Annotated in this window: 21 protein-coding genes; 8 read left to right on the top strand and 13 right to left on the bottom strand. The window is 75.1% G+C overall.

The annotated features are described in order from the left end of the window. Nucleotides 1–36: 36 nt before the first annotated feature. A complete protein-coding gene (locus BJZ21_RS16375; RefSeq protein WP_343052181.1) occupies nucleotides 37–1,008 on the top strand; it encodes an ERCC4 domain-containing protein in 972 nt (323 codons plus the stop codon). Nucleotides 1,009–1,207: 199 nt separating this feature from the next. Next, on the top strand, nucleotides 1,208–1,897 hold the full coding sequence (locus BJZ21_RS16370) for a SprT-like domain-containing protein (protein ID WP_179664730.1): 690 nt from the start codon (nucleotides 1,208–1,210) through the stop codon (nucleotides 1,895–1,897). 58 nt (nucleotides 1,898–1,955) lie between these two features. On the opposite strand, the gene BJZ21_RS16365 is transcribed toward BJZ21_RS16370, so the two are convergent. The 4 genes from BJZ21_RS16365 to BJZ21_RS16350 form a co-directional block, all read right to left on the bottom strand. Then, complete coding sequence (locus BJZ21_RS16365; RefSeq protein WP_179664729.1) at nucleotides 1,956–3,428, bottom strand: MFS transporter; 1,473 nt, start codon at nucleotides 3,426–3,428, stop codon at nucleotides 1,956–1,958. Between the two features lie 130 nt (nucleotides 3,429–3,558). Further along, nucleotides 3,559–4,593, bottom strand: coding sequence for an NAD(P)-dependent alcohol dehydrogenase (locus BJZ21_RS16360; protein ID WP_246298515.1), 1,035 nt, complete (start codon nucleotides 4,591–4,593; stop codon nucleotides 3,559–3,561). Between the two features lie 11 nt (nucleotides 4,594–4,604). Then, nucleotides 4,605–5,432, bottom strand: coding sequence for an iron-sulfur cluster assembly protein (locus tag BJZ21_RS16355; protein WP_179664728.1), 828 nt, complete (start codon nucleotides 5,430–5,432; stop codon nucleotides 4,605–4,607). A gap of 1 nt (nucleotide 5,433) precedes the next feature. After that, the gene (locus BJZ21_RS16350) at nucleotides 5,434–6,489 is read right to left on the bottom strand and encodes an amidohydrolase family protein (RefSeq protein ID WP_179664727.1); all 1,056 of its coding nucleotides are present in this window, start codon (nucleotides 6,487–6,489) and stop codon (nucleotides 5,434–5,436) included. A gap of 205 nt (nucleotides 6,490–6,694) precedes the next feature. Here BJZ21_RS16350 and BJZ21_RS16345 point away from each other — a divergent pair, with 205 nt between their 5' ends. Further along, nucleotides 6,695–8,203: an AAA-type ATPase lid domain-containing protein gene (locus BJZ21_RS16345; RefSeq protein WP_179664726.1), complete on the top strand. Its 1,509-nt coding sequence runs from the start codon at nucleotides 6,695–6,697 to the stop codon at nucleotides 8,201–8,203. A 16-nt stretch (nucleotides 8,204–8,219) separates the two neighbouring features. On the opposite strand, the gene BJZ21_RS16340 is transcribed toward BJZ21_RS16345, so the two are convergent. Further along, on the bottom strand, nucleotides 8,220–8,693 hold the full coding sequence (locus BJZ21_RS16340) for a hypothetical protein (RefSeq protein ID WP_179664725.1): 474 nt from the start codon (nucleotides 8,691–8,693) through the stop codon (nucleotides 8,220–8,222). Between the two features lie 215 nt (nucleotides 8,694–8,908). Between BJZ21_RS16340 and BJZ21_RS16335 the strand changes: the two genes are divergently transcribed. Beyond that, complete coding sequence (locus BJZ21_RS16335) at nucleotides 8,909–11,299, top strand: transketolase-like TK C-terminal-containing protein (protein ID WP_179664724.1); 2,391 nt, start codon at nucleotides 8,909–8,911, stop codon at nucleotides 11,297–11,299. 145 nt (nucleotides 11,300–11,444) lie between these two features. Here the strand turns inward: BJZ21_RS16335 and BJZ21_RS16330 are convergent, their stop codons facing one another. After that, entirely contained in the window at nucleotides 11,445–12,212 is a 768-nt protein-coding gene (locus BJZ21_RS16330; RefSeq protein WP_179664723.1) for an MOSC domain-containing protein, read from the bottom strand. Between the two features lie 59 nt (nucleotides 12,213–12,271). On the opposite strand from BJZ21_RS16330, the gene rlmC reads away from it, so the two are divergent. Together rlmC and BJZ21_RS21505 are read left to right on the top strand one after the other, a co-directional pair. Then, nucleotides 12,272–13,411, top strand: a complete 1,140-nt coding sequence (gene rlmC / locus BJZ21_RS16325) for a 23S rRNA (uracil(747)-C(5))-methyltransferase RlmC (RefSeq protein WP_179664722.1) — start codon at nucleotides 12,272–12,274, stop codon at nucleotides 13,409–13,411. 204 nt (nucleotides 13,412–13,615) lie between these two features. Further along, complete coding sequence (locus BJZ21_RS21505; protein ID WP_179664721.1) at nucleotides 13,616–15,493, top strand: VWA domain-containing protein; 1,878 nt, start codon at nucleotides 13,616–13,618, stop codon at nucleotides 15,491–15,493. A gap of 78 nt (nucleotides 15,494–15,571) precedes the next feature. On the opposite strand, the gene BJZ21_RS16315 is transcribed toward BJZ21_RS21505, so the two are convergent. Together BJZ21_RS16315 and BJZ21_RS16310 are read right to left on the bottom strand one after the other, a co-directional pair. Beyond that, nucleotides 15,572–16,729, bottom strand: coding sequence for an acyl-CoA dehydrogenase family protein (locus BJZ21_RS16315; protein WP_179664720.1), 1,158 nt, complete (start codon nucleotides 16,727–16,729; stop codon nucleotides 15,572–15,574). A gap of 12 nt (nucleotides 16,730–16,741) precedes the next feature. Beyond that, nucleotides 16,742–17,893 carry an acyl-CoA dehydrogenase family protein gene (locus BJZ21_RS16310; protein WP_179664719.1) on the bottom strand — a complete coding sequence of 384 codons (1,152 nt, stop codon included), beginning with the start codon at nucleotides 17,891–17,893 and terminating at the stop codon, nucleotides 16,742–16,744. 163 nt (nucleotides 17,894–18,056) lie between these two features. On the opposite strand from BJZ21_RS16310, the gene BJZ21_RS16305 reads away from it, so the two are divergent. Beyond that, on the top strand, nucleotides 18,057–18,542 hold the full coding sequence (locus BJZ21_RS16305; protein WP_179664718.1) for a hypothetical protein: 486 nt from the start codon (nucleotides 18,057–18,059) through the stop codon (nucleotides 18,540–18,542). An 18-nt stretch (nucleotides 18,543–18,560) separates the two neighbouring features. Here BJZ21_RS16305 and BJZ21_RS16300 read toward each other — a convergent pair whose 3' ends face one another. Together BJZ21_RS16300 and BJZ21_RS16295 are read right to left on the bottom strand one after the other, a co-directional pair. After that, a complete protein-coding gene (locus BJZ21_RS16300; protein WP_179664717.1) occupies nucleotides 18,561–20,897 on the bottom strand; it encodes an FUSC family protein in 2,337 nt (778 codons plus the stop codon). 103 nt (nucleotides 20,898–21,000) lie between these two features. After that, entirely contained in the window at nucleotides 21,001–21,606 is a 606-nt protein-coding gene (locus BJZ21_RS16295) for a hypothetical protein (protein WP_179664716.1), read from the bottom strand. A gap of 16 nt (nucleotides 21,607–21,622) precedes the next feature. Between BJZ21_RS16295 and BJZ21_RS16290 the strand changes: the two genes are divergently transcribed. Further along, a complete protein-coding gene (locus BJZ21_RS16290) occupies nucleotides 21,623–21,805 on the top strand; it encodes a hypothetical protein (protein ID WP_179664715.1) in 183 nt (60 codons plus the stop codon). A gap of 39 nt (nucleotides 21,806–21,844) precedes the next feature. Here BJZ21_RS16290 and BJZ21_RS16285 read toward each other — a convergent pair whose 3' ends face one another. Genes BJZ21_RS16285 through BJZ21_RS16275 form a run of 3 tightly spaced genes read right to left on the bottom strand, consistent with a single transcriptional unit; the run spans nucleotide 21,845 to nucleotide 23,732 of the window. Further along, the gene (locus BJZ21_RS16285) at nucleotides 21,845–22,363 is read right to left on the bottom strand and encodes a hypothetical protein (RefSeq protein ID WP_179664714.1); all 519 of its coding nucleotides are present in this window, start codon (nucleotides 22,361–22,363) and stop codon (nucleotides 21,845–21,847) included. Further along, complete coding sequence (locus BJZ21_RS16280) at nucleotides 22,360–23,541, bottom strand: protein kinase domain-containing protein (protein ID WP_179664713.1); 1,182 nt, start codon at nucleotides 23,539–23,541, stop codon at nucleotides 22,360–22,362. The genes BJZ21_RS16285 and BJZ21_RS16280 overlap by 4 nt, the downstream gene beginning before the upstream one ends. Before the next feature lie 41 nt (nucleotides 23,542–23,582). Beyond that, nucleotides 23,583–23,732 (bottom strand): hypothetical protein, encoded by a 150-nt coding sequence (locus tag BJZ21_RS16275; protein WP_179664712.1) that lies wholly within the window; start codon nucleotides 23,730–23,732, stop codon nucleotides 23,583–23,585. Nucleotides 23,733–23,814 lie beyond the last annotated feature (82 nt).

Raw genomic sequence — 23,814 nt, 5'->3', positions numbered from 1 at the left:
CGATCCACAGCCGTTCCCGGCTGCCAGACTGGCCCGGTGCCCGAGGACTTCGTGATCGCCCGGAACCCGGACGGCGACTCGACCCTGCCCTACCTCCTGCGGATCCCGCTCGGCCCCGGCGGCATCATCCTCAAGGCGCGCGACACCTGGCCGCGCACCGCCAAGATCTACTGCCACCGCGTCGACGCCTGGCCCGAGGACGCCGAGGTGGTCGAGCGGGTGCCGGTGCGCAGCTGCGTACGCCGGGGCGCGGCGATCGACCTGGTGCTGGACCGCGGGCGGGAGAACCGGTCGCAGCTGGTCTTCGCGCGGGTCCGCGGCGGCCGGCCGGCGATCTTCTGGCAGACCGCCCGCACCGCCAAGCAGGCGCGGCCGGCGGTCGACCTGCCGACCGCGCGGGCGTTCGGGCAGGCCGGCCTGGAGATCGTGGTCGACAGCCACGAGCGCTACGCCTACGGGTTCCCCGATCAGCAGGTGACCACGGTCCGGGGCCGCCTGGCCGCCGGCGACTACGGGATCGTGCGCGGCGGGACCGTGCTGGCCGCGGTCGAGCGCAAGAGCCTCGCCGACCTGGTGAGCTCGCTGACCACCGGCAAGCTGAAGTACCAGCTCACCGAGCTCGCCTCGCTGCCGCGGGCCGCGGTCGTGGTCGAGGACCGCTACTCGGCGGTCTTCCGGCTCGAGCACGTGCGCCCGGCGCTGGTCGCCGACATGCTGGGGGAGTGCCAGGTGCGGTGGCCGATGGTGCCGATCGTGTTCTGCGAGACCCGCAAGCTGGCCCAGGAGTGGACCTACCGCTTCCTGGCCGCGGCGTCGGTGGGCGCCGAGGAGGAACGGGCGGGCAGCGAGGCGGTCGCCCGTCTGGCCGCAGGCGCGCCGCTGGCGCCCGCGCCGCCGACCGCCGCGCAGGTCCGCGTGTGGGCCCGACAGCAGGGGCTGCCGGTCTCGGCGAAGGGCCGGGTCCCCCAGGAGGTCGTCGCGGCCTACCTGGCCGACCGCGACGGCTGAGGGTCGCTGGCGTCGGCCTGCTCCCGGCCAAGTCCCGGCCGCACCGGCCCGTCCGGCGTCCACAGGTCGGCGTCCCGTCGGCGGGGTCCACCGGCCGGTGGGCGCCGGCGCCGGTCGTCGGCGCGCTTTCCTAGGGTGTTCCCACGACGGCCGGGGTGGCCGTCGTGGAGGTGGGCCGGCAGGCGGCCCGAGGAGCGAGATGGACCTGACCGAGGCGGCGACGATGGGGCGCCGGCTGCTCGACGAGCACGGGCTGGGCGACTGGACGCTGGTCTTCGACCGGGCCAAGCGCCGGGCCGGCGTGTGCCGGGCCGGGGTGCGGCAGATCGGGCTGAGCGCGCCGCTGACCCGGCTGCACCCGGTCGCGGAGGTCCGCGACACGCTGCTGCACGAGATCGCGCACGCGCTGGTCGGGCCGAGCCACGGCCACGACCAGGCCTGGCGTGCGGTCGCCCGGCGGATCGGCTGCACCGGGGAGCGCTGCGTCAGCGCCGACGTCCCCGCGCTCGAGGGCGACTGGGTCGGCACCTGCCCGGCCGGCCATCGGGTCACCCGCCATCGCCGCCCGCAACGGCCGGCCTCCTGCCGCGACTGCGCGCCCCGGTTCGACCTGGCCCACCTGCTCAGCTGGACCTTCCGCGGGACGCCGGCGCCGATGCTGACGAGCTACGACCAGGCGCTCGCGCGGCTGCGCGAGCCCTCGCCGGCGGGGGCGGGCGCGCTCCCGGGCGTGCCGCTGCGGATCGGGGACCGGGTGCGGATCGTGAGCCCCGGGCGGAAGTACGACGGGGTCGCGGGCACGCTGGTCAAGCGTGGCCGGACCCGCTACCACCTCCAGGTCGGGCGGGCGGTGATGACCGTGCCGTTCACGATGGTCGAGCGGGCCTGAGGCGGGCCGGCGGGCGACGGGGTCGGGACCGGGCGCGCCGGCCCGGGCCGCCGGCGGCTCAGTGAGCGGCGGTGTCGGCCGCCTCCGGGTGGTGCTCGGCCTCCCAGGCGGCCTGCGGGCCGGGCACCACGTGGGTCCGGGCGCGGATCACCGGCACGAACGCCGCCACCAGCGCGGCCAGGGCCGAGGTCGCGACCAGCACGCCGAACGCGTTGGTGTAGCCGGACTCCACCGGCAGGCCGTCGGGCCGGATCCCCGCGGTGATCACGCTGGCCAGGACCGCGCCGCCGATCGCGCCGCCGACGGTGCGGATGTTGGCGTTCATGCCGCTCGCGACGCCGGTCTGCGACTGCGGCACCGCGTCGACGACCAGGTTCGACATCGCCGCGAACGCGAGGCCGAACGCCAGCCCGAGCAGCGTGGTCTCGGCGACGACCTGCCAGAGCGCGCCGTGCGCGAGCGTGAGCCCGAGGGTGCCGACCGCGGTGAGCGCGGAGCCGGCCACCAGCACCGCCTTGGCGCCGAACCGGTGGGCCAGCGCGCCCGAGATGATCCCGGCGACGAAGGTCGCGGCGGTCTGCGGCAGCAGCAGCAGGCCGGACTCGGTCACCGAGACGCCGAACCCGTAGCCGGTGACGTCGGGGGTCTGCAGGAACTGGGGCAGGAACGCGAACATCGAGTACATCCCGATGCCGAACAGCAGCGCGACCAGGTTCACCGTCCAGACCGTGGGGATCCGCATCATCGTCATGTCGACCAGCGGGTGGTCGCTGCGGGCCTCGGCGAGCACCCACGCCGGCAGCAGCACCGCGGCCAGCACGAACAGCCCGAGCACCCGGCCCGAGGTCCAGCCCCAGGTGTGGCCCTGGCTGACGCCGAGCAGCAGCGCCACCAGCCACGCCGAGAGCAGCAGGGCGGTGCCGACGTTGATCCGGCCCGGCGTGCGCTCCGGCGACTCCGGCACCCACACCGCGGCGGCCACGCCGGCGACCAGCGTCATCACCATCGGCAGCCAGAACAGCCAGTGGTAGCTCAGCGCGTTGACCACGGGACCGGCCAGCACCAGGCCGACACCCCCGCCCACGGCCAGCAGCGCCGCCGACGTACCGACCGCGCCGGAGACCTTCTCCCGGGGGAACTCGTCACGGATGATGCCGAAGGTCAGCGGCAGCACGCCGCCGCCGATGCCCTGCACGGCCCGGGCCACGATCAGCACGCCGATGGTGGGCGCGAGCGCGGCGACCAGCGAGCCGATCGTGAGCGCGGCCATCGTGACCACCAGCATCCGCTCCTTGCCGACCTTGTCGCCGACCCGGCCCACGATGGGGGTGAACACCGACGCCGAGAGCAGGTAGGCGGTCAGCACCCAGGTGACCGTCTCCTGGTCGGTGTCCAGGGCCTGCTCGATCGTGGGCAGCACCGGGTTGACCATCGACTGCAGCAGCGAGAACGACGCGACGCCGAGGCAGAGCACCACGAACGTCACCCGGTAGTCGGTCCTGCGCTCCGTGACCAGCGTGTGCGCGCCCATCGTGTCCTCTCCTGGAAGATGTGCCGGGCCAGAAGAGGCCGGTGCAGGGCCGAACGCCGCCGGCCCGGGGCGCCATTCCCGGGACCGGCGTGTCGGGGCTCACCCGGCCAGGGTTCGGCCAGGGGTTCGGTCAGGGGGTGAGGATCGCCCGGCCGCGGACCCGGCCGGCGTCGAGGTCGTCGATCGCGGTCTGGAAGTCCTCGAGCCGGTACTTCTGCGTGTGCAGCGTGACCGCGCCGCGGGCCGCGAGCACCATCAGGTCGCACAGGTCGTTGTAGGAGCCGACCAGGTTGCCGATGAAGTTGATCTCGGTCGAGATGATGTCGATCGTCGGGACGTCGATGTTCTCGCCGTAGCCGACCACGTGGTAGTCGCCGGCCCGGCGCAGCATCCGCACGCCCTCCGCGGTCGCGCCGCCCTCGCCGACGAAGTCCACGACCACCTCCGCGCCGTGCCCGCCGGTCAGGTCCAGCACCTCCTCGACGTGCTGGCCCTCGGCGACCACGCCGTGGTCGGCGCCGATCGAGACGGCCAGCTTGACCGCCTCGGGGTTCCGGTCGACCACGATCAGCTCGGCGGGGCTGAGCGCCTTGAGCACCTGGATCCCGATGTGCCCGAGGCCGCCGGCGCCAATGACCACGCACCGGTCGCGCGGGGTGAGCCGGCGGGCCGCCTTCGCCGCGGCGTGGTAGGCCGTGAGCCCGGCGTCGGCCAGCGCCGCCACGTCGGCCGGCTCCAGCGACTCGTCGATCCGCACCACGCTGCGGGCCGAGGTGCGCAGGTACTCCGCGTAGCCGCCGTCGGTGTCGATGCCCGGGAACGCGCTGGCCTCGCAGTGCACGTCGTCGCCGGACCGGCAGGCGCGGCACAGCCCGCAGGTGATCAGCGGGTGCAGGATCACCTTGTCGCCCTCGGCGACGTTGGTGACCGCCGAGCCGACCGCGTGCACCCAGCCGGCGTTCTCGTGGCCGATCGTGTACGGCAGCGCCACCCCGGACTTCTCGGCCCACTGGCCCTCGAGGATGTGCAGGTCGGTCCGGCACACGCCGGCGCCGCCGATCCGCACGACCACGTCGAACGGCCCGGTCGGCTCCGGGACGTCGACCTCGGCCATCCGGAGGTCCTGGTGGTAGCCGACCACCTGGACGGCTCGCATCTTCGTCATGACCTGTGCTCCTAGCGTCGGGTCGTCCCCGCGGCCGCGGGGACGAGGGTGGTGAGCGGGATGAAGGTGGGGTCGTCGGCCTGCTCCGCGCCGTCGGGCCGGGGCACCTGGTCGGCGTCCGACCCCGGGTAGCGGGTGCGCAGCAGCCCGCGGCAGAAGTGTGCGTTGCCGTCGATCGAGATCCGCGTCGAGCGCGCCCGGCGCAGCGCCAGCGGCACCTCCTCGGGCGGGTAGCCGCGCCCGGTGTGGTCGACCAGCACCGGCGCGTCGGGGGAGTCGGGCAGCCCCAGCGCGGACCGGCGGCGCCGCAGCGCCCCGGCGTACCGGTCCTGCGGCAGCTCGCCGAGCGTCACGCCGCCCAGGGACTCCACCGGCCGGTCGGGGTCGCGCCGCAGCAGGCCGGTCAGGCAGCGCTCCATCGCCGCGGCGTGCGCCTTGCGCCGGAACGTCATGCGCAGCTCCTCCAGGTCGTGCTCGGCCTCGTGCCGGAACGTGCCCAGGTAGCCGGCGTCCGCGGCCAGGCCGCGGTTGATGAGGTCGGAGTCGTGGTGGTCGTCGAGCTCCACCACCACCCGCCGGGCCCAGGGCAGCGCGGTCAGCACGTCCTTGGCGTCGGAGGCCATCAGGTAGGCGAAGTTCGGCGAGCAGAACGACGTCGGCAGCCGCAGGTGCACCTCGAGGTCCCCGGCTGCCTCCCCGGTCAGCTCCAGGGACCGGACGAAGCCGAGATCGGTGATCGGCTCGTCGAGCTCGGGGTCCATCACCTGCCCGAGCGCGGCGTACGCCTCCTCCCGGCGCGCGGTGCCGGGGTCGTACGCCGGGGCCGGCGCGGCACCCATCTCAGGCCCTGGCCAGGTCGGCGGCCTCGGGCTGGCGGGGCCCGACGTCGGGCTCGCCCGCATCCTGCTCGGCCTCGGGCAGCCGCAGCTCGGCCGGCACGTCGAGGTCGTACATCCGCGCGGCGTTGAGCCCGAGGATCTTCTTCTTCTGCGCGAGGGTGAGCGGGGCGTACTCGGTCATGTCCTCGGGGATCTGGAAGTCCACGAACCGCTCGATGAGCCACTTCGGGGTCCACAGCGCGTAGTCGGAGGAGAACTGGATCCGGTCCTCGCCGATCCAGTAGAGGAGCTCGCCGATGATCTGCGCGAAGTAGCGCGGCCGGGTGTGGATGAACGGCATCGCCACCGCCAGCCCGCCGTGCACGTTGGGCTCCTGGGTGGCGATCCAGCAGAAGTCCTCCAGCCGCGGCAGGCCGACGTGCTCGACGACGAAGTTCAGCTCGGTGAAGTCGGTCGCGACGTGGTCGACGTCGGCGACGTCGAAGGAGTCCCGGTCCAGCGGCCGGATCGTCGGGCCCTTGTGGATGTGGATGTTCTTGATGCCCAGCTCCTGGCAGGCCTCGAAGTAGCGGTAGGCCCAGGGGTCGTCGAGCTTCCAGCCGCGCGAGTCGCCGTGCCACTCGGCGGTGTAGAGCTTGACGCCCTTGAGGTCGAACCGCTCGGCGTCCCGGCGCAGCTGCTCGAGCCCGACCTCGCCGTTGCGGGGGTCGAAGTTGTGGTTGTAGGTGAGCTTGTCCGGGTGGGCCCGGGCCAGCGCGGAGGCCTCCTCGGTCTGCCCGAAGCCGGTGTTGTAGAACTCGCCGAGGTAGGCGGGCTGGAAGATCGCGTGGTCGACGTAGCCGTCCTCGAAGAGGTCCTTCATCAGCCGCTCGCCGCCCTGGTAGAGGTACTCCTCGTAGCTCCACACCTCCGACTCGGGCGAGAGGTTGCGGTGGTAGTCGTAGAAGCAGTCGATGAACTGCTTGCCGTGGATCGTCCGCTGGTTCTCCGGACGGGCGTCCCACAAGGCGATGTGGGCGTCGACGATGAAGTAGCTCTCGTCGTCCTTGGTGTACATGTGCGTCTCCGTTCCCGCGTGACCGGCGTCACTCCCTCCGGCGAACCTAAGCCGACGACCGGCCCCCGCGACCGGGTCGAACGTCTCAATCTGAAACAGGCACCGTCTCGATCTGAGACGGCCGACCGGTGCCCCGGGGGCGGGCCGGGAGGTAGCGTCGAGCACATCTCGGGACTCGCGCGTCCGTGCTCCGGAGGAGGTGGCCATGGACCTCGGTGACGTCCCCGAGCGCGCGCGCCTGCACCCGGCGCTGCGGGCCGAGCTGCCCGGTTCGGACGTCGAGGCCGACGGCGGCCACGTGTCCCGGCGGCTGCTCGCCTCGTGGCAGCGCAGCCAGGAGTACGGCGTACCGCTGGAGGCCGTCGCGCCCGTCTTCACCGGCACCTACGACGAGGAGTCGCTGTTCTTCGAGTGCGGCCGCCGGGTGCTGACCGACCTGCACCGGACGCTGGTCAACGAGCCGATCTCGCTGATGCTCACCGACGCCGACGGCCTGGTGCTCAACCGGCTCAGCGGCGATCACGCGCTGCTGCGGGCGCTGGACGCGGTGCACCTGGCGCCGGGGTTCGGGTACGCCGAGCGCGCGGTCGGCACCAACGGGCTGGGACTGGCGCTGGCCGACCGGGTGCCGACCGTGGTGCGGGCCGAGGAGCACTACTCGCTGAGTCTGTGCAGCTACACCTGCGCGGCGGTGCCGGTGCTGGACCCGCTCACCGGCCGGCTCGAGGGCAGCGTCAACCTGACGACCTGGTCGACCTCCTCCAGCGACCTGCTGCTCGCGCTGGCCCAGTCCGCGGCCGGCAACACCGCGGCGCTGATGCTGGCCCGCTCCCAGGGGCGGCGTCCGCGGCCCGCGCCCCGGGGCGAGGTGTTCCGCGTCGAGACCGAGCCCGGCGGCGGCACCGTCCAGGAGCTCTCGGCCGCGTGGACCGAGGCGGTCGCCCAGGCCGAGGCGGGGCTGGCCGCGGGGCGGGTGGTCGCGGCGGTGGGCGAGCCCGGCGCCGGCCGGGCCACCATGCTCGCCCAGGCCCAGCGGCACGCCCGTCCGCGTGACCGGATCCTCTCGGCCAGCACCCCGGCGCCCCAGGACACCGACCCGTGGCTGGCGCTGTGGTCGCCCGAGCTCGGCAAGCCGAGCACCGCGGTGGTGGTCTGTGACGTCGACGCGCTGCCGACATGGGCCGCCGAGCGGCTCCGGCAGCTGGTGTGGCAGGCCCGCGCCGACCGGCCCGAGGGACCCGGCGTGCCGTTCACGATGACCGCCGAGCGCTTCGAGGACATCCCGGCGCCGCTGGCCGGGCTGGTGGGGACCGTCGTCCAGGTCCCCCCGCTGCGCGACCGGGTCGAGGACGTGCTCCCGCTGGCCCACCACGCCGCCCGCAAGCTGCGCGGTCGCGGCGTGGACTTCACCGCCGCGGCGGTGGCCGCGCTGCGCGGCTGCGCCTGGCCGGGCAACGTCGACCAGCTCCACCGGGTGGTCCGGGACGCGGCGACCCGCACCGACGTCGTCGATGTGCGCCACCTGCCCGCGGAGGTGCTGTCCGGGAGCCCGCGCCGGCTGAGCCGGATCGAGGCGTTCGAGCGCGACGAGATCGTGCGGGTGCTCACCCGTCCCGGCGTCACCATGCGGGAGGCCGCCGAGGAGCTGGGGATGGGTCGGGCGACGATCTACCGCAAGGTCGCGGCGTACGACATCCACATCCCCAAGCACTGACCCCGGGGGTCGGCGGTCAGCCGGAGCTGCTGGGGCCGCACGGGACGTCGGTGACCAGCTGCTGCACCGCGGTGCCGACCTGCACGGCGGCGGTCCCGAGCTGCTGCAGGGTGTTGCCGGCCCCGCCCTGCCCCGCGTTGTCGAGCGCGGTGCCGAAGTCCTTGAGCGCCGCCTGCACGGCGTCGACGTCCGGGCCGTAGGCCGCGCTGGCCGCCGGCTTGAGGTCGGCGAAGTCCTTCTGGGCGTCCTGGAAGCCGGCCTGGAACTCCGCGAGCGTGCCGGCGCTGCTCATCGCCTTGACGTCGGCGCGCAGCGCGTCCAGCGAGTCGCACACCGCGGTGGTCCCGCCGGGCGCGGTCGAGGCGGTGCCGGCGGACGAGGTGGTGGACGGCGACGTGGTCGAGTTGTTGTCGGAGCTGCAGGCGGCGAGCACCAGCGCCAGGCCGAAGAGCGTCGCGGCGAGCAGGACGGCGAGCAGACGGTGCGCCACGGCGTACCTCCTCGATCGGGGTCCCCTCCACCGTCGGTGCTCCGCGGACCCGGCGCCTCGTCCCCGTGGGGTGATCCCGGGGCGGTGATCCCGTGGGGGTGATCCCGGCCGGGCGGGGCGGCGTGGCGGCCGGCGCCACGGTGGGGGAGGATCGCCGCCGGGCCGCGCCACCGCCGTCGCGGCCCGGGACCCGGAAGGACCGTGACCACGCAGCCATGAGCGAGCTCGACACCACCGCCGCCACCGCCCCCGCGCCCACCGCCGCGCCCGCGGGCCACGCGCTGAGCGCCGCCGAGGCCGACACCCTGCGGGAGATCTCCCAGCGGGTGCTGTGGCTCTCCGCCGCGATCGTGGACGCCGCCAACCGCGGCCGGCCGAACACCAGCGGGGTGAAGGTCGGCGGCCACCAGGCCTCCTCAGCCTCGATGGTCGACATCATGGTCGCGCTGTGGTTCCACGAGCTGACCTCGCTGGACCGGGTCTCGGTCAAGCCGCACGCCTCCCCGGTGCTGCACGCGATCAACCATCTGCTCGGCGACCTCGACGCCTCCTACCTGCCCACGCTGCGGGCCAAGGGCGGGCTGCAGTCCTACCCCTCCCGGCTCAAGGACCCCGACACCGTCGACTTCTCCACCGGGTCGGTCGGGATCGGGGCGACCGCCGCGCTGTGGGCGGCGATCTCGCACCGCTACGTGCGCTCGCAGTTCGCCGACGCCCCGCCCGCCGGCCGCTTCGTGAGCCTGCTCGGGGACGCCGAGCTCGACGAGGGCGCCATCTGGGAGGCCGTCGCGGACCCGCAGGTCGCCTCCCTCGGGGAGCTGCTGTGGGTCGTCGACCTCAACCGGCAGTCGCTGGACCGGGTGGTCCCCGACATCCAGATCGCCCGGCTGCAGGGCATGTTCGCCGCGGCCGGCTGGCAGGTGGTGACGCTGAAGTGGGGCCGGCTGATCTCCGCGCTGTTCTCACGCCCCGGCGGTGAGGAGCTGCGCCGCCGGCTGGAGGAGATGCCGAACGAGGAGTACCAGCGGATGCTGCGCGTGGACTCCTCCCAGGTCGCCGACCGGATCATGGGGGACACCACGACCGGACAGGGCGGCTCGGCCCAGCTCCGCGCGCTGCTCGACCAGGTGCCGGCCGCGCAGCTGGCGGCGGCGGTCCGCGACCTGGGCGGCCACGACCTCGGGCTGCTCGTCGACACCTTCGGCGCCGTCGACGACCACCGTCCGACGGTGGTCTTCGCCTACACGGTCAAGGGCCGCGGGCTGCCGACCGAGGGCCACCCGAACAACCACTCCGCGCTGCTCACCGAGGCCCAGATGCGGGCGCTGGCCGACGCGTCCGGCACCTCGCTGGAGGACCCGTGGCGGGCGTTCGAGCCGGACAGCGCCGCCGCCGACCTGTGCCGCGGGCGGGGCGCCGCGCTCCGCCGTACGCCGGTCCCGCCGCCCGCGAGCGTGACCGTGCCGACCGCGCTCGGCCACCCGCACCGCAAGCCGGTCTCGACCCAGGCCGCGCTCGGCCGGCTGCTCGCCGACCTCAAGCACGACGCGCCCGCCGCGGCCGCGCGGGTGGTGACCTGCAGCCCCGACGTCGCCTCCTCGACCAACCTCGGCGGCTGGATCAACAAGACCGGCGTGTGGTCGGTGCAGGACCGTCGCGACTGGTTCGCCGACGACGCCGAGCGGGTGCTGAAGTGGCACGAGGTCGCCACCGGCCAGCACATCGAGCTCGGGATCGCCGAGGTCAACCTGGTCGGGCTGCTCGGCGAGCTCGGCGCGACCTGGTCGCGGTGGGGCGAGCGGCTGATCCCGATCGCGACGCTCTACGACCCGTTCGTGTCGCGGGCGCTGGAGCCGTGGTCCTACGGGATCTACTCCGGCGGCCAGTCGATCCTCGTCGGCACGCCGTCCGGCGTCACGCTGGCCCCCGAGGGCGGCGCGCACCAGTCGATCACCACCCCGTCGATCGGGCTGGAGCAGCCCGGCTGCGTGGCGTGGGAGCCGGCGTTCGCGGCCGACCTGGAGTGGACCTTCCTGCACGCGATGTCGCAGGTCGGCGTGCCGGGCGGGACCTCGGCGTACTTCCGGCTCTCCACGCGGCCGATCGACCCCGCGCTGGCCGCGCTGCCCGAGGACCCGGCGCTGCTGGAGCGCCGGCGGCGGCAGGCGATCGCCGGCGGCTACCGGCTCAGCCCGCACGCGCCCGCGTCGGACGAGGTGACGCTGGTCGGCGTCGGCGCCCTGATGCCGGAGGTGCTCGAGGCCGCCTCGGTGCTCGCCGCCGCGGGCGTCAGCGCCGGCGTGGTGTGCCTGACCTCGCCGGACCTGGTCTTCCGGTCCTGGCAGCAGCGCTCCTCGCGCGGCGTCGGCGAGGGCAGCGGGATCGTGGACCTGCTGTTCCCGGCCGCGGCGGCGGCGCCGCTGGTGACCGTGCTCGACGGGCACCCGCACACGCTGTCCTTCCTCGCCGGCGTGCGCGGCGACCGGACCCGCTGCCTGGGCGTCACCGACTTCGGGCAGTCCTCGGGGCTGGCCGACGCCTACGCGCTGCACGGCATCGACGCCGGCTCGATCGCCGACGCGGCGTTGTCGCTGCTGGGGCGCTGACGCGCTCGGGTCGTCCGGGCTGTGGCCGGTCCGTCCGTTCAATTGCTCGGACTTCGCGGGTTACCGGTCAGTAGACCGGCCCATCTCCAAACAATTGAACGGATCATGCGCCCCGGTCGGCACAGCCCCCTCGACCAGCCCGCCGTCAGTCGACGAGGACCGGGTCGCCCGGCCGCACCGCGCCGGGGGCGACCACGAACGCGTCGACGCCGAACGGCAGCTCGGGGGTCCCGTCCGCGGCCGGGGCGGGCCGGTCGGCCAGGGCCTTGAGCACCGGCGCGCTCGGCACACCGGTGACCGGGTCGAGGTCGATCACGGCGCAGCGGGGGACCAGCGCGTTGACGCGGACCGTGGCGTCGCCGAGCCGGACCGTGCGGCCGACCCACGACTCCTCCGCCCACGGCTCGAGGTCGTCGACCACGATGGTCGGGCGGAAGCGGGCAGGCTCGCGGGCGAGCTCGGGCCGCCCCAGGCTGTCGGCCAGCGACCGGAGCGAGGCGAGCGAGACCAGCGTGACCGGCGCGCCGTACACCACCTGCCCCGGGGGCGCGGCGGCGAGGCGGACGTCCGCCCCGAGATAGGAGGAGGCGAGCGCCGCGTGCGGCCCGGCCAGCAGCGCCAGCGTCGCCGGGCGGCCCCAGTAGTCGCAGACCAGCTCCTCGCCGGTCGGCTCCGGCGCCGAGCAGGCGACCTCGCCCGAGGGCAGCACCATGCTCAGCACCGCGCCGTCCCAGGCGGAGCGGATGGCCACCAGCGATGGGTTCTGCACGGTCTTCAGCACCCGGCGGCCGGCGACGTCGACCAGGCAGAAGGCGCGGTCCCCGACCGGCCCGTGCTCCGCGAGCGTCACCCGGTCGTACGCCGGGTGCCGGGTGCCCTTGACCGGGGCGAAGCCCACGCGTGCGACGTGCATCTCCCGACCCTCCCACGCCCCGTCGCCGTCCTGGGGGCACGCCCTAACCTTGGACGGTCATGCCCAGCGATCACCTGTGCGCCTACTACGACTCCGGCCGCTGCCGCTCCTGCACGCTGCTGGGGTGGCCCTACGAGCGACAGCTCGCCGAGAAGCAGCGCTCGGTGGAGGGGCTGCTCTCCGCCCACCCCGGGCTCGCGTGGCTGCCGCCGGCCCGCAGCGCCCAGCTGGGTTTCCGCAACAAGGCCAAGATGGTCGTGACCGGGACCGTCGAGCAGCCGGTGCTGGGCATCCTGCGCCCCGACGGCACCGGCGTGGACCTGCGCGAGTGCCCGCTGCACACGCCGGGGATCGCGGCGGCCCTCCCGGTGCTGGCCGAGTTCGTGACCCGGGCCCGGCTCACGCCGTACGACGTGGCCTCGCGCGCCGGCGAGCTCAAGCACCTGCTGGTGACCGAGTCGCCGGACGGGGAGCTGATGGTGCGGTTCGTGCTCCGCTCGACCGAGGCCGAGGCGCGGATCCGCAAGCACCTCCCCGCCCTGCGGGACCGCCTGCCGACGCTCCGGGTCGCCTCGCTGAACATCCAGCCGGCGCCCAAGGCGGTCCTCGAGGGCGAGCGGGAGATCCTGTTGACGGAGGAGCAGACGCTGCGGATGCGGGTCAACGGCCTCGACCTGCACCTGCGCCCGCAGAGCTTCTTCCAGACCAACACCGCGATGGCCGCGACGCTCTACCGCGACGCGCGCGCGTGGGTCGCCGAGCTCGACCCGGGCACCGTGTGGGACCTCTACTGCGGCGTGGGCGGGTTCGCGCTGCACCTGGCCGGGCCGGGCCGGCGGGTCACCGGCGTCGAGGTCAGCGCGGAGGCGGTCGCCAGCGCCGAGACCACCCGCAGGGAGGCCGGTCTGGAGCGGGTCGAGCTGCTCGCCGGCGACGCCACGGCGTACGCCCTCGGCGCCGGGACCGCGCCGGACCTGGTCGTGGTGAACCCGCCGCGCCGCGGGATCGGACCCGAGCTCGCCGGCTGGCTCGAGGAGTCCGCCGCGACCACGCACGTCGTCTACTCCAGCTGCAACGCCCAGTCGCTGGCCCGCGACCTCGCCGCGATGCCCTCGCTGGTGCCGGTGCGGGCCCGGCTGCTGGACATGTTCCCCAACACCGGGCACTACGAGGTGCTCACGCTGCTCGAGCGCCGCTGACCCGCCGCCCCGTGCGGCGCGGGTGGATTGAGATCCGCGGCCGCGGGTAGCCTCCGGCCAGCCGACCCAGGGGGAGACGACGTGCCCGGCCCTACCCACCCGCATGCTCACCGTGCCGCCACCAGGGCCGCCACTCGCCCAGGCGCCCGCCCCGCTGCCCGCCCCGCCCTGCTCGCGGCGCTGACGCTCGCGCTGGGGCTGACGGTGCTCCTGCCCCTGGCCGGCACCCGGTTGGCGATCGCCCCCGCCCGGGCGGCGGACGGCGAGGTCCCGAGCGCCTACGGCCGGATGCTCCTGGTCCTGGACTCGTCCGGCTCGATGGCCGAGCCGTCGGGCGGGGGGACGACGCGCATCGCCGCGGCCAAGCGGGCGCTGACCCAGGTCGTGCGTCAGCTTCCCGAGCAGTCGGAGGTGGGCCTGCGCGTCTACGGCGCCACCGTCTTCGACAAGGACCACGAGGACGCCTGCACCGACAGCCAGCTCGCCGTGCCACCCGGCACCGGGAACCGTGGCGACCTGCTCGACGCGATCGGTGCGGTGAAGCCGTACGGCGAGACCCCGATCGCCTACGCGCTCCGCCGGGCCGCCGACGACGTCGGCGACGGGGGCATGCGGTCGGTGGTGCTCGTGTCCGACGGCATCGCCACCTGCGCCCCCGACCCCTGCAAGGTGGCCGCCGAGCTGGCCTCCTCCGGCGTCGACCTGCACATCGACGTGGTGGGGCTGAGCGTCTCCGGGGGCGCGCGGCAGCAGCTGCAGTGCATCGCCGAGCAGGGCAAGGGCACCTACTACAACGCCGACTCGGCGGCCGACATCGTGAAGACGCTCACGCGAGTGTCCCAACGGGCGGTGCGCCCGTTCAGGCTGGCCGGCACCCCCGTCGAGGGCAGCCGCACCGCCGCGGACGCGCCCACGATCACCGCGGGCCAGTGGACCGACGTGGTCGGCGGCAAGGGCAGCCCCGACGCGACGCGGCACTTCCGCGTCCGGCGCACCATGCCGGGCTCGACGATCCACGTCACCGCCACCACCCGCGGCACGGTCGGCAAGTGGGACCAGATCGGCGTGACGTTGACCGGCCCGGACGGTTCGGAGTGCGACAAGGAGGACGACTACCGCGACATCGACCAGTACTCGATCCTCTCGACCGAGGTCGTGAGCGGCCGGGACGTCCCCTACATCGAGGACGACTGCTGGCAGGGCGACTCGCTCGAGATCGCCGTCGAGCGGGGCAACTTCGAGGACACCCGGAGCGCGCCGTTCTCGCTCACGGTGTTCGAGGAGCCGCCCGCCACCGGCGTCGAGCAGCTGCCGGAGTGGCAGGAGACCGGCGCGTACGTCGCGCCCTCGGTCCCGGGCCGGGCCCACCGGCTGGTGGCCGGCAGCGGCTTCGCCGACGCCCCGCGGATCGGGACCGGCCGGTACGCGCTCGACATCGTGCCGGGCGAGTCCCAGATCGTCCGGGTCCCGCTGGACTGGGGCCAGCAGCTCACGGTCCGGGCGAGGTTCCCGGCGGGCACCCCCGGGGTGGAGGACCTGACCGGCATCCAGGGCCCCTTCGGCGACCTGAAGCTCTACACCAGCCTGCTCGGAACCATGTCGGCCTACGCCAGCGGCACCGACAACACCTCGATCATGCCGGGCCTGCGCGCCGGGGAGCTGACCGCGATGTCCCCGACGGTGCGCTACCGGAACCGCGAGGCCTACGGGGACGGTCAGCCGGTGCTCCCGGGCGACCACTACGTGGTGGTCTCGATGAACGCGGACTCCGACGGGGACACCTGGGTGCAGCCCTACACGCTGGAGGTCGAGGTGCTCGGCGAGCCCGCTGGGGCTCCGGCGTACGAGGGCGACGCGGAGGTGACCCAGCCCCTGGACGCGCTGGCGGTCGCCCAGGCCCGGGAAGCGCCCACGTCCGCGCCGACGGGGCCGACGGCGGCGGGTGGGCCGGCCGGATCGGCGGCCGAGGCCGATCGGCCGGCCGACGACGGGCTGAGCGCCGGACTCGTCGGGGCCGTGAGCCTCGGGCTCGTGGTGCTGCTCCTGGTCCTGCTGCTGCTGGTCCGCCGCCGCCGGGCCTGAGCCGCCCGGCCGGCACCGGGGCGTTTGCCTGAGCCCGCGCCGGGGCGCGGTCCCGAGGCACACGACCGCCGGGCGCGGTCAGGGCAGCGGGTCGACCTCGCCGTGCTCCCCGACGGTCGAGGCGAGCCGCCGCAAGTGGTGGTCGCCGTCGCCGAGCAGGTGGTCGAGCGCGGTGAGCCGACTGGTGTAGCTGCCGACGGCGTACTCCGCGGTCATGCCGATGCCGCCGTGCAGCTGGATCGCCTCCTGGCCCAGGTGCCGGCCGGCGCGGGAGGTCTGCAGCGCGGCCCGCGCCGCGGCGTCGGCGACCTGCTCGGGCCGGCCCGCCGCCACCACCATCGTGGCCCACGTCGTGACGCTGCGGGCCAGCTCCAGCGAGACGTACATGTCCGCGGCCCGGAAGGTCAGCGCCTGGAAGGTGCTCAGCGGCACGCCGAACTGCTTGCGGTTGCGGAGGTAGTCGGTGGTCGAGGCCAGCGCGACGTCCATCGCGCCGAGCGCCTCGGCGCAGGCCATCACCCGGCCGATGTCGAGCACCACCGCGATCGTCGCGGTCAGGTCGGCGCCGGGCTCGCCGAGGGGTACGGCGGGGGCCTCGTCGAGGCCGACCCGGGCCGCGCGCCCACCGTCGTGGGTGGGGTAGCCCGCGCGGGTCACGCTCGGTCCGGCCGGGTCGACCAGGAACAGCCCGGTGCCGCCGTCCGGCAGCGCCGCGGAGACCACCAGCCGGTCGGCGCGGGCGCCGGCGACCACCGGCTCCTTGACCCCGGAGAGCGTCCACTCGGTGCCGGAGCCGGACGCGGTCACCGCGGCGGCGGTGGCCGACCAGCGCGCCGCGCCGGACGCGCCCGGCTCGGCGTGCGCCCAGCCGAGCACGCACTCGCCCGCCGACAGCGCCCCGAGCACCTCGGCGCGCTGCTCGGCGGTGCCGGCCGCGGCGACCATGCCCCCGGCGAGCACCACCGAGGCGAGGTACGGCTCGGGCGCGATCACCCGGCCGAGCTCCTCGGCCACGATCGCGACCTCGACCGGGCCGGCGCCGGATCCGCCGTCCTCCTCGCGGAACGGCAGCCCGAGGATGCCCATCTCGGCCAGCCGGCCCCACAGCTGCTCGTCGAAGCCGGGGTCCTCGGCGACCGCCCGGCGCCGGTTCTCGAAGTCGGAGTAGGCCTTGCCGACCAGCCCGCGCACGGCCTCGCGCAGCGCCTGCTGCTCCTCGTCGTAGGTGAAGTCCATGTCAGCCGCCTCTCAGAGCCCGAGGATCGTCTTCGCGATGATCTGCCGCTGGATCTCGTTGGACCCGCCGTAGATCGACGCCTTGCGGAGGTTGAGGTACGCCGGGGTGGCGCGCCGCGACCACCAGGGGATGGCGGAGTCCTCACCCGCCCCGGACGCCAGCGAGTCCGGGCCGGCCAGGTCCACGACCAGCTCGCTGACGGCCTGCTGCAGCTCGGTGCCCTTCAGCTTCAGCACCGACGAGGCCGGGTGCGGCTTGCCGTCGGAGGAGTTCGCGGCGACCCGCAGCGCGGTGAGCTCCAGGGCGAGCAGCTCGTTCTCGAGCTCGGCGAACCGGGCGGCGGTCAGCGGATCGGCCAGCTGCTCCCCGGCGTACTGCTTGGCGGCGGCGAGCACCCGCTTGGTGGCGCCGACCGGCGCGACCCCGACCCGCTCGTTGCCGAGCAGGAACTTCGCGTAGTCCCAGCCGTGGTTGAGCTCGCCGACGAGCTGGTCGGCCGGGACCCGCACGTCCTCGAACCACACCTCGTTGACCTCGTGGCCGCCGTCGATCAGCTCGATCGGCCGCACGGTGACGCCGGGGCTGGTCATGTCGATGAGCAGGAACGAGATGCCGCGCTGCTTCTTGGCCTCGGGGTCGGTGCGGACCAGGCAGAAGATCCAGTCGCCGTACTGGCCCAGCGTGGTCCAGGTCTTCTGCCCGTTGACCACGAACTCGTCGCCGTCGCGCACCGCGGTGGTGCGCAGCGAGGCGAGGTCGGAGCCGGCGTCGGGCTCGGAGAAGCCCTGCGACCACCAGATGTCGAGGTTCGCGGTCGCCGGCAGGAACCGCTCCTTGAGCTCCTGGGAGCCGAAGGTCGCGATCACCGGGCCGACCATCGAGGCGTTGAACGCCAGCGGCGGGGGGACGGCGGCGCGCTGCATCTCCTCGTGCCAGATGTGCCGGCGCAGCTGGGACCAGTCCTGGCCGCCCCACTCGACCGGCCAGTGCGGCACGGCCAGACCGTGCTGGTTCATGAGCCGCTGGCTCTCCACGATCTGCTCCTTGGTGAGCTCGCGGCGCTCGGCCACGGTGTCGCGGATCTCCTGGGGGATCTCGGTGGTGAAGAACGTCCGCATCTCGTCACGGAAGGCGGCGTCCTCCGGGGACAGCTCCAGCTGCATCGGCGTCTCTCCTGGGGTCGGTGGCGGCCGGGTGGGCCCGCGTCCGCGAGGTTACCCGCCCGTAGGAAGTGCCGGCCCGGCCGGTGTTCCCGCGGGGTTCCCGGATGCCGGGAGTGGACCCCGGCTTGCGGGGCCCGGGACGGCAGCGGCAAGGTGGAGGGCGATGACATCCTCCGAGGACTACTGCGAGCTGTGCGACCTGCCCCTGAGCCAGTGCGTGCACGGCCGCCCGCCGACCCCGCCGGCGGAGAAGCCGGCCCCCGCCGCCGCCCGGACGACCACCCGGACCAGCCGCACCACCAGCCGGACGACCACCCGGGCCGCGAGTCCGACCGCCACCGGCCGCGCCACCGTGAGCAGCCGACCGCCCCGGCGGACCCCCCAGCGGGAGTTCCGGCGCCACATCCTCGGCGCCCTGCAGGACTCCGGCGGCCGGGCCGACGTCGAGGACCTGATGGCCGAGGTCGCGCGCCGGATGGAGGAGGTGCTGCGGCCCGCCGACCACGAGACGGTCAACCAGGGCGAGCTGCGGTGGCGGTACGCCGCCCGCCTCGAGCGCCGCGCCATGCAGGACGAGGGCCTGATGGTGCCGCCGAGCCGGCCGGGCCTGTGGGAGCTCAGCGACGCCGGGCTGACCGCGACCGACTAGCCCGAGCCGCGCGCCGGGTCAGTCCCCGGCCGAGCTGACCGCCGCCGGGCGCTCGTCCTCGGCGCCCGGGCCGCCGCTCCGCAGCCCCGCACGGGTGGGCCGCCGCGCGAGCGGCTGGTCGGGTGCGGCGGGGTGCGGGAGCTCGCGGGTGAGGCCGCGGAGCGCCCCGTCGATCGCCCGCAGGTGCCGCAGCACCGACCGGAGCAGCTCCCCGGCGCGGCCCTCGGCGTCCTCGGCCAGGCGACGCAGCGCCTCGAGCTGGTCGTCGACCGAGGGCGGGGTGGGCGCGGTCCCCGGCCCGCCGGCCTCGAACACCGGCCGGACCGTCGCGACCGTCCCGGCGACCGCCTCGACCGCGTCGCGCACGACCTGGCGCCGGCCGGGGGAGGAGACCAGGCCGGGCTCCTCGGCCGCGCCGCGGGCGAGCGCCCGCGCGTGGTGCTCGCACGCGCCGGTCACCACCACCAGGTGCCGCAGGCCGGTGCGGCGGGTGAGGCCGGCGACCTGGCCGGTCAGCGGCCGCGCGGTGGTGCGCAGCGTGGTCATCGCGTCCCGCAGCGTGCGCGCCTGCTCCAGCACCGCCAGCTCGCGGTGCAGGTCGGCCGGCTCGGTGACCACCGTCGCGACCCGGGCGAGCAGCTCGCTGAGTCCGTCGAGCACGTCGGCGATGTCGTCGGTCGCGGCGCGCCGGCCCCGGGCCGGCAGCACGACGTACGCCGCCAGCACCCCCGCCGCGGCCCCCGCGACCGTCTCCTCCAGCCGCAGCACCAGCAACCCCACGCTGAACTGGCCGAGCAGGCCGTAGAGCAGGCCGAGCATGGTGGTGATGAAGAAGATCATCCAGGCCAGCGAGACCTGCACCAGGTAGACGCCGAGGAAGACGCACAGGGCGATGGCCACCAGCGAGAGCACCGTGTCGCCCCCGATGAGCGCCGCGACCACGACGCCGGCGCCGACCCCGAACAGGGTGCCGACCACCCGCAGCCAGCCCTTGGTGAGGATCTCCTCGCGGGTGGAGGCGCCCGTGAACACCACGAACGCGGCGATCACCGCCCAGAACCAGCGGACGGGGGAGAGCAGCTCGCCCAGCACGATCGCGAGCACCCCGGCCACCGCCACCTGGGCGGCGGTCCGGGACAGCTCGCGCCACGGCGGCGCCCCGCCGCCGGAGTCGTCGCCCTCGCCCTCGTCGTCGCCCTCGTCGTCGGCGTCGTCCTTCTCCTCGTCGGCGTCGGCGCGGCCGGCGTGGTCGGGCCCGTCCTCGGCCGAGGCCGCCTCGGCGACGTCGTGGGCCAGGCCCTCGCCGTCGGGCTCGGGCGACCAGCTGCGCTGCCAGGCCTCGGCGCAGCGGTCCAGCGCCGCGACCAGCACCGGGGCCAGCTCGGGGCGCTCCGAGGCCGGGCGGCGGCTGGCGACGGCGGTGCCCAGCCGGGCCCGAAGGTCGCCCAGGGCGGCGCGCAACGCCCTGCGCTGCGCCGTGTCGTGGGGGTCAGGGGCGTCGGGCTCGACGGCGTCGACGGGGTGGACGGGGTCGCTCGGCTCGTCGGGCGCGGGCGCCACCAGGTCGGCGGACAGCGCCACCACCCGCTCGAGCGTCAGCTGGGCGTCGAAGACCCGGACCGCGAGCTCGTCGTTGGCGATGCCGCTCCACAGCGGGTCGTCGGCACCCTGCAGTCGTGACTCGGCGGCGTGGGCGGCCTCCTCACAGGCCCGCACCCGGTCGCGCACGCGCGCGGCGGTGCGGCCCGACCACCGGCCCTCGGCGACCGCGTCCCCCAGGGTGTCCAGCAGCCGCCCCGCTCGCACCGACCAGGCGGCCAGCTCGCGGCGCAGGTCGCGGTCCGGGCGGCGGGGGCGCAGCAGGTGGCGCACGGTGAAGCTCATCGCCGCGCCCACGGCCGCACCGGCGACCATCACCGGCAGCTGCGAGGGGGTGACCTGCAAGAACAGCGCCAGGAAGTAGCTGACGAAGCCGATCATCCCGACCGCCAGCCCCCGCGGTCCCCACCGGCGCAGGTAGACCGCCGCCACCATCACCAGCACGAAGACCGCGTCGCTGAGGACCTGGTGGCCGTGGTCGAAGGCGGCCAGGCCGGCCGAGACCGCCGCGCTCGGCACCATCAGCGCGGTGCTGATCGCCCGGTCGCGGGGCCGCGGGTCGTTGACCGTGAGCGAGGAGATCATCGCCACGACCACCCCGAGGATCGCCGGCACCACCGGCTGTCCCCAGGCCGTCGCCATCCCGACCACCGCGACGACGGTCAGCACGATCGCGGCCACGGTGGTGGCCGCCATCCGGAGCCGCACGAACGCCGGGTCGGAGACGGTCAGCAGGATCCAGCCACGTCGCAGCACCCGCCCACCTCCCACCCTTCCTTGGCCACCCTTCCCTGGACCGACGACCCAGGTTAGGAGGCCGGTCCAACCGGCGCCGGCGGCCGGTTCACCGGGCCGCGGTTCAGGTGAGGACCCGGATCTCCGCGCCCAGCCGGGCGTCGCGCTCGAGGCGCAGGTCGTCGCCGGACCAGAACATGCCCGGGTCGTAGTAGTTGGTGGGGAGCCGGTGGTCGAGCAGGCCCATCGCGGCGTACGTCGCCGCGACGACCTCGGCGCAGTAGGTCATCTCCGCCGCCGCCCGCCGGCGTACCCGCCCCCGGGCCCAGCGGCCGACGAGCGCGGCGGTGGACGGGAACGGCGTGCCGTCGAGCCGGGCGATCGTGGTCAGCACCGCGTCCTCCATCACCGGCGTGACCTCGCCCTGCAGCTGGCGCAGCCAGGCCCGCTGCCCGTAGCGGCCGGTCCACTGGCCGACCGCGTCGCGCAGGTCGTGCAGCTGGACGCCGCGGTGGTGGCTCCCGGTCCACACGTCGAGGAGTCCCTTGCCGAGCTCGGCGTGCCACATCAGCGGCGGCAGGTCCTCGAGGACCACCGCCATGCCGACGTGGTTGACCGGCGCGTTGGTCATCATCCGGATAGCGTGGTCGGCAGCCGAGCGGCCGCGGAACAGCCACAGGTCGCCGGTGCGCGTGAGCTCGACGGCCTCGTCCAGGGGTAGGTCGGTCATCGGGAGGAGTCCGTTCGTGAAGCTGTGGAGGGTGCTCGGGGTCGCGGGTCTGGCGGGCGTGGCCGCCACCGGCGCCATCATCGCGCGCGACCAGCGCCGGCGCGCGCAGCTCACGCCGGAACAGGTGCGCGCCCGGCTGCTGGAACGGGCCGAGCAGGCGCGGGGCAACCAGGACGGCCAGGACGGCCGGGCCGGCTGACCGGCGCTCGGTGTCCGACGCCCGCCCTCACCGCGCCACTCAGTGCTTGCCCGGTTTGGGCCCGTGCTTGGGCCCGTGCTTCGGCGCGTGCTTCGGTCCGGGACCGTGACCCTTGGGCTCCTTCGGCGGCTTGGCGTGCCCGGGCGGCTTCCCGGTCTCGTGCCCGGGGGGCTCCGGTGAGTCCGGGGTGTCCTGCTCCGGACTCGGGTCGAGGGTGGGTGACGCGGAGCCCGTCGAGGAGGAGTCCGCGGACGGCTCCGGTCGCGCGGGCAGCGCCGTGAGCAACCGGTCGGCCGCCGAGACGATCGCGGCACTCACGGCGCTGTCGAGGGTGCCGCTGCGCTCGGCGCGGTCCGCCGCCTGCTCGAGCCGGTCCAGCGCGGTCCGGGCTGAGTCGTAGTCCCGCGCCGTCACGGCCCGGTCCACCGCGTCCAGACGGGACTGCAGGGTCGGCACCCGGTCCGCGGGCGAAGCCGCGGAGCCGCCCCCGCAGCCGGCCCCGGCCAGCACCAGCGCCAGGACGGGCAGCACCCGCAGCAGGGCCGGGCGTCGGGTCATGACGCACCCCCGTGCACGGCGTCGTGGAGGTCCTGCAGGGGTTGGCGCAGCCGGGCGGGGGTGTTCGACGGGAGGTCGTCGCGGCCGGAGCTCGAGCCGCCCGTCGCGGCCAGCGCCACGACGACCAGCACGACCAGGATCGCGGCGACCGCGCCGAGGACGCCCCACAGGTGGCGGGGGACCCGGCCGGCGGCGGCCCGGGCGCGCGCCGGGAGCGGTGCCCGATCGGGACCGGAGTGAGCCGGTCCGGTCGTGGCTGTCGGGGCCGCTGCGGGCCTCGGAGCTGCCAGGACCGTCCGACCCGGCGGGGCCGGGGGCGGCCCGGGCAGGACCCGGGTCGGGTCCGCGGGCGCCGGCGCGGTGCGGGTCCCGGTCGAGCCGGCGGCGAGCGCGGCCAGTTCGTCGGCCACCTGGCGCGCGGTGGGCCGGGCGGCCGGGTCCAGCGCCGAGGTGGCCTGCAGCAGCTCGCGCCACCCCGGCGGCAGCCAGGCGGGCACCTCGGGGGCCCGCTGCAGCCGGGCCAGCGCGGACTCGGTCGGGGTGCCCGGGAAGGACCGCTCCCCGGTGAGCGCCTCCAGCAGCACCAGCCCGAGCGAGTAGACGTCGACCGCCGGCGTGATCTCCCCGCCCTGCACCTGCTCAGGCGCGAGGTAGGCGGCGGTGCCGATGGCGTGGCCGGTCCGGGTGTGGCGGACCGCGTCGCCCAGCAACCGGGCGATGCCGAAGTCGGCGAGCTTGACCCGGTCGGCGCGGCCGATGAGCACGTTGCCGGGCTTCACGTCGCGGTGCACCACGCCCTGGCCGTGGGCGTAGGCGAGCGCGTCGGCCAGCTGCGCGCCCAGGGCGGCGACCCGGTCCGGCGGCAGCGAGCCGCCCGAGCAGCACTGGGCGAGCGTCTGGCCCTCGACCAGCTCCATGACCAGGTAGGGACGCTCGGCGGTGGTGCCCGCGTCGAGCACCATCACCAGCCCGGGGTGGCTCAACCGGGCCAGCGTGCGCGCCTCGGCGGTGAACCGGAGCCGGTCCGACTCCTCGTCGGCGGTCTCGCGCAGCACCTTCACCGCGACCGGGCGCTGCAGCACCCGGTCGGTCGCGCGGTGCACGTCGGCCATGCCGCCGCGACCCAATAGCTCGCCGAGCTCGTAGCGGTCGGCGACCACCCCGGTCTCGCTCGTCACGTCCACTCCTGTCCACGCCGGTCGGCCCGCCGGCCCGGGACTCAGGTGAACCAGACCGCGTCGCACCCGTCGCACTCGTAGCGGTTGCTGACCACGCCGTCGTCGTACTCCACGGCGCGCAGCTGCCATCCGTGCGCGTGTCCGGCGAGCTCGGCCGCGGTGGCGCCGGAGGGTTCGACCAGCGTGGTCACTGTCCCACCTCCCCCGTGGTCCGCCGCGGTCGACGCCGGACGGGCGGGACCGAGGAGGGTCGTGCCCATCCCGACCGGGTCC

The organism is Nocardioides panaciterrulae, from assembly GCF_013409645.1.
GTDB lineage: Bacteria > Actinomycetota > Actinomycetes > Propionibacteriales > Nocardioidaceae > Nocardioides > Nocardioides panaciterrulae.
The sequence above is the reverse complement of the archived record's forward strand: the minus strand, read 5'-3'. Positions and strand labels throughout refer to the sequence as shown.

Bases quoted from the DNA above. Each gene is read 5' to 3' on its own strand.
- BJZ21_RS16330 (WP_179664723.1), bottom strand. From the start codon at position 12,212: ATGCACGTCGCACGCGTGGGCTTCGCCCCGGTCAAGGGCACCCGGCAC.
- BJZ21_RS16305 (WP_179664718.1), top strand. From the start codon at position 18,057: ATGACATCCTCCGAGGACTACTGCGAGCTGTGCGACCTGCCCCTGAGC.
- BJZ21_RS16350 (WP_179664727.1), bottom strand. From the start codon at position 6,489: ATGTACACCAAGGACGACGAGAGCTACTTCATCGTCGACGCCCACATC.
- BJZ21_RS16345 (WP_179664726.1), top strand. From the start codon at position 6,695: ATGGACCTCGGTGACGTCCCCGAGCGCGCGCGCCTGCACCCGGCGCTG.
- BJZ21_RS16295 (WP_179664716.1), bottom strand. From the start codon at position 21,606: ATGACCGACCTACCCCTGGACGAGGCCGTCGAGCTCACGCGCACCGGC.
- BJZ21_RS16370 (WP_179664730.1), top strand. From the start codon at position 1,208: ATGGACCTGACCGAGGCGGCGACGATGGGGCGCCGGCTGCTCGACGAG.
- BJZ21_RS16310 (WP_179664719.1), bottom strand. From the start codon at position 17,893: ATGCAGCTGGAGCTGTCCCCGGAGGACGCCGCCTTCCGTGACGAGATG.
- BJZ21_RS16365 (WP_179664729.1), bottom strand. From the start codon at position 3,428: ATGGGCGCGCACACGCTGGTCACGGAGCGCAGGACCGACTACCGGGTG.
- rlmC (WP_179664722.1), top strand. From the start codon at position 12,272: ATGCCCAGCGATCACCTGTGCGCCTACTACGACTCCGGCCGCTGCCGC.
- BJZ21_RS16335 (WP_179664724.1), top strand. From the start codon at position 8,909: ATGAGCGAGCTCGACACCACCGCCGCCACCGCCCCCGCGCCCACCGCC.
- BJZ21_RS16285 (WP_179664714.1), bottom strand. From the start codon at position 22,363: ATGACCCGACGCCCGGCCCTGCTGCGGGTGCTGCCCGTCCTGGCGCTG.
- BJZ21_RS16315 (WP_179664720.1), bottom strand. From the start codon at position 16,729: ATGGACTTCACCTACGACGAGGAGCAGCAGGCGCTGCGCGAGGCCGTG.
- BJZ21_RS16355 (WP_179664728.1), bottom strand. From the start codon at position 5,432: ATGGGTGCCGCGCCGGCCCCGGCGTACGACCCCGGCACCGCGCGCCGG.
- BJZ21_RS16360 (WP_246298515.1), bottom strand. From the start codon at position 4,593: ATGACGAAGATGCGAGCCGTCCAGGTGGTCGGCTACCACCAGGACCTC.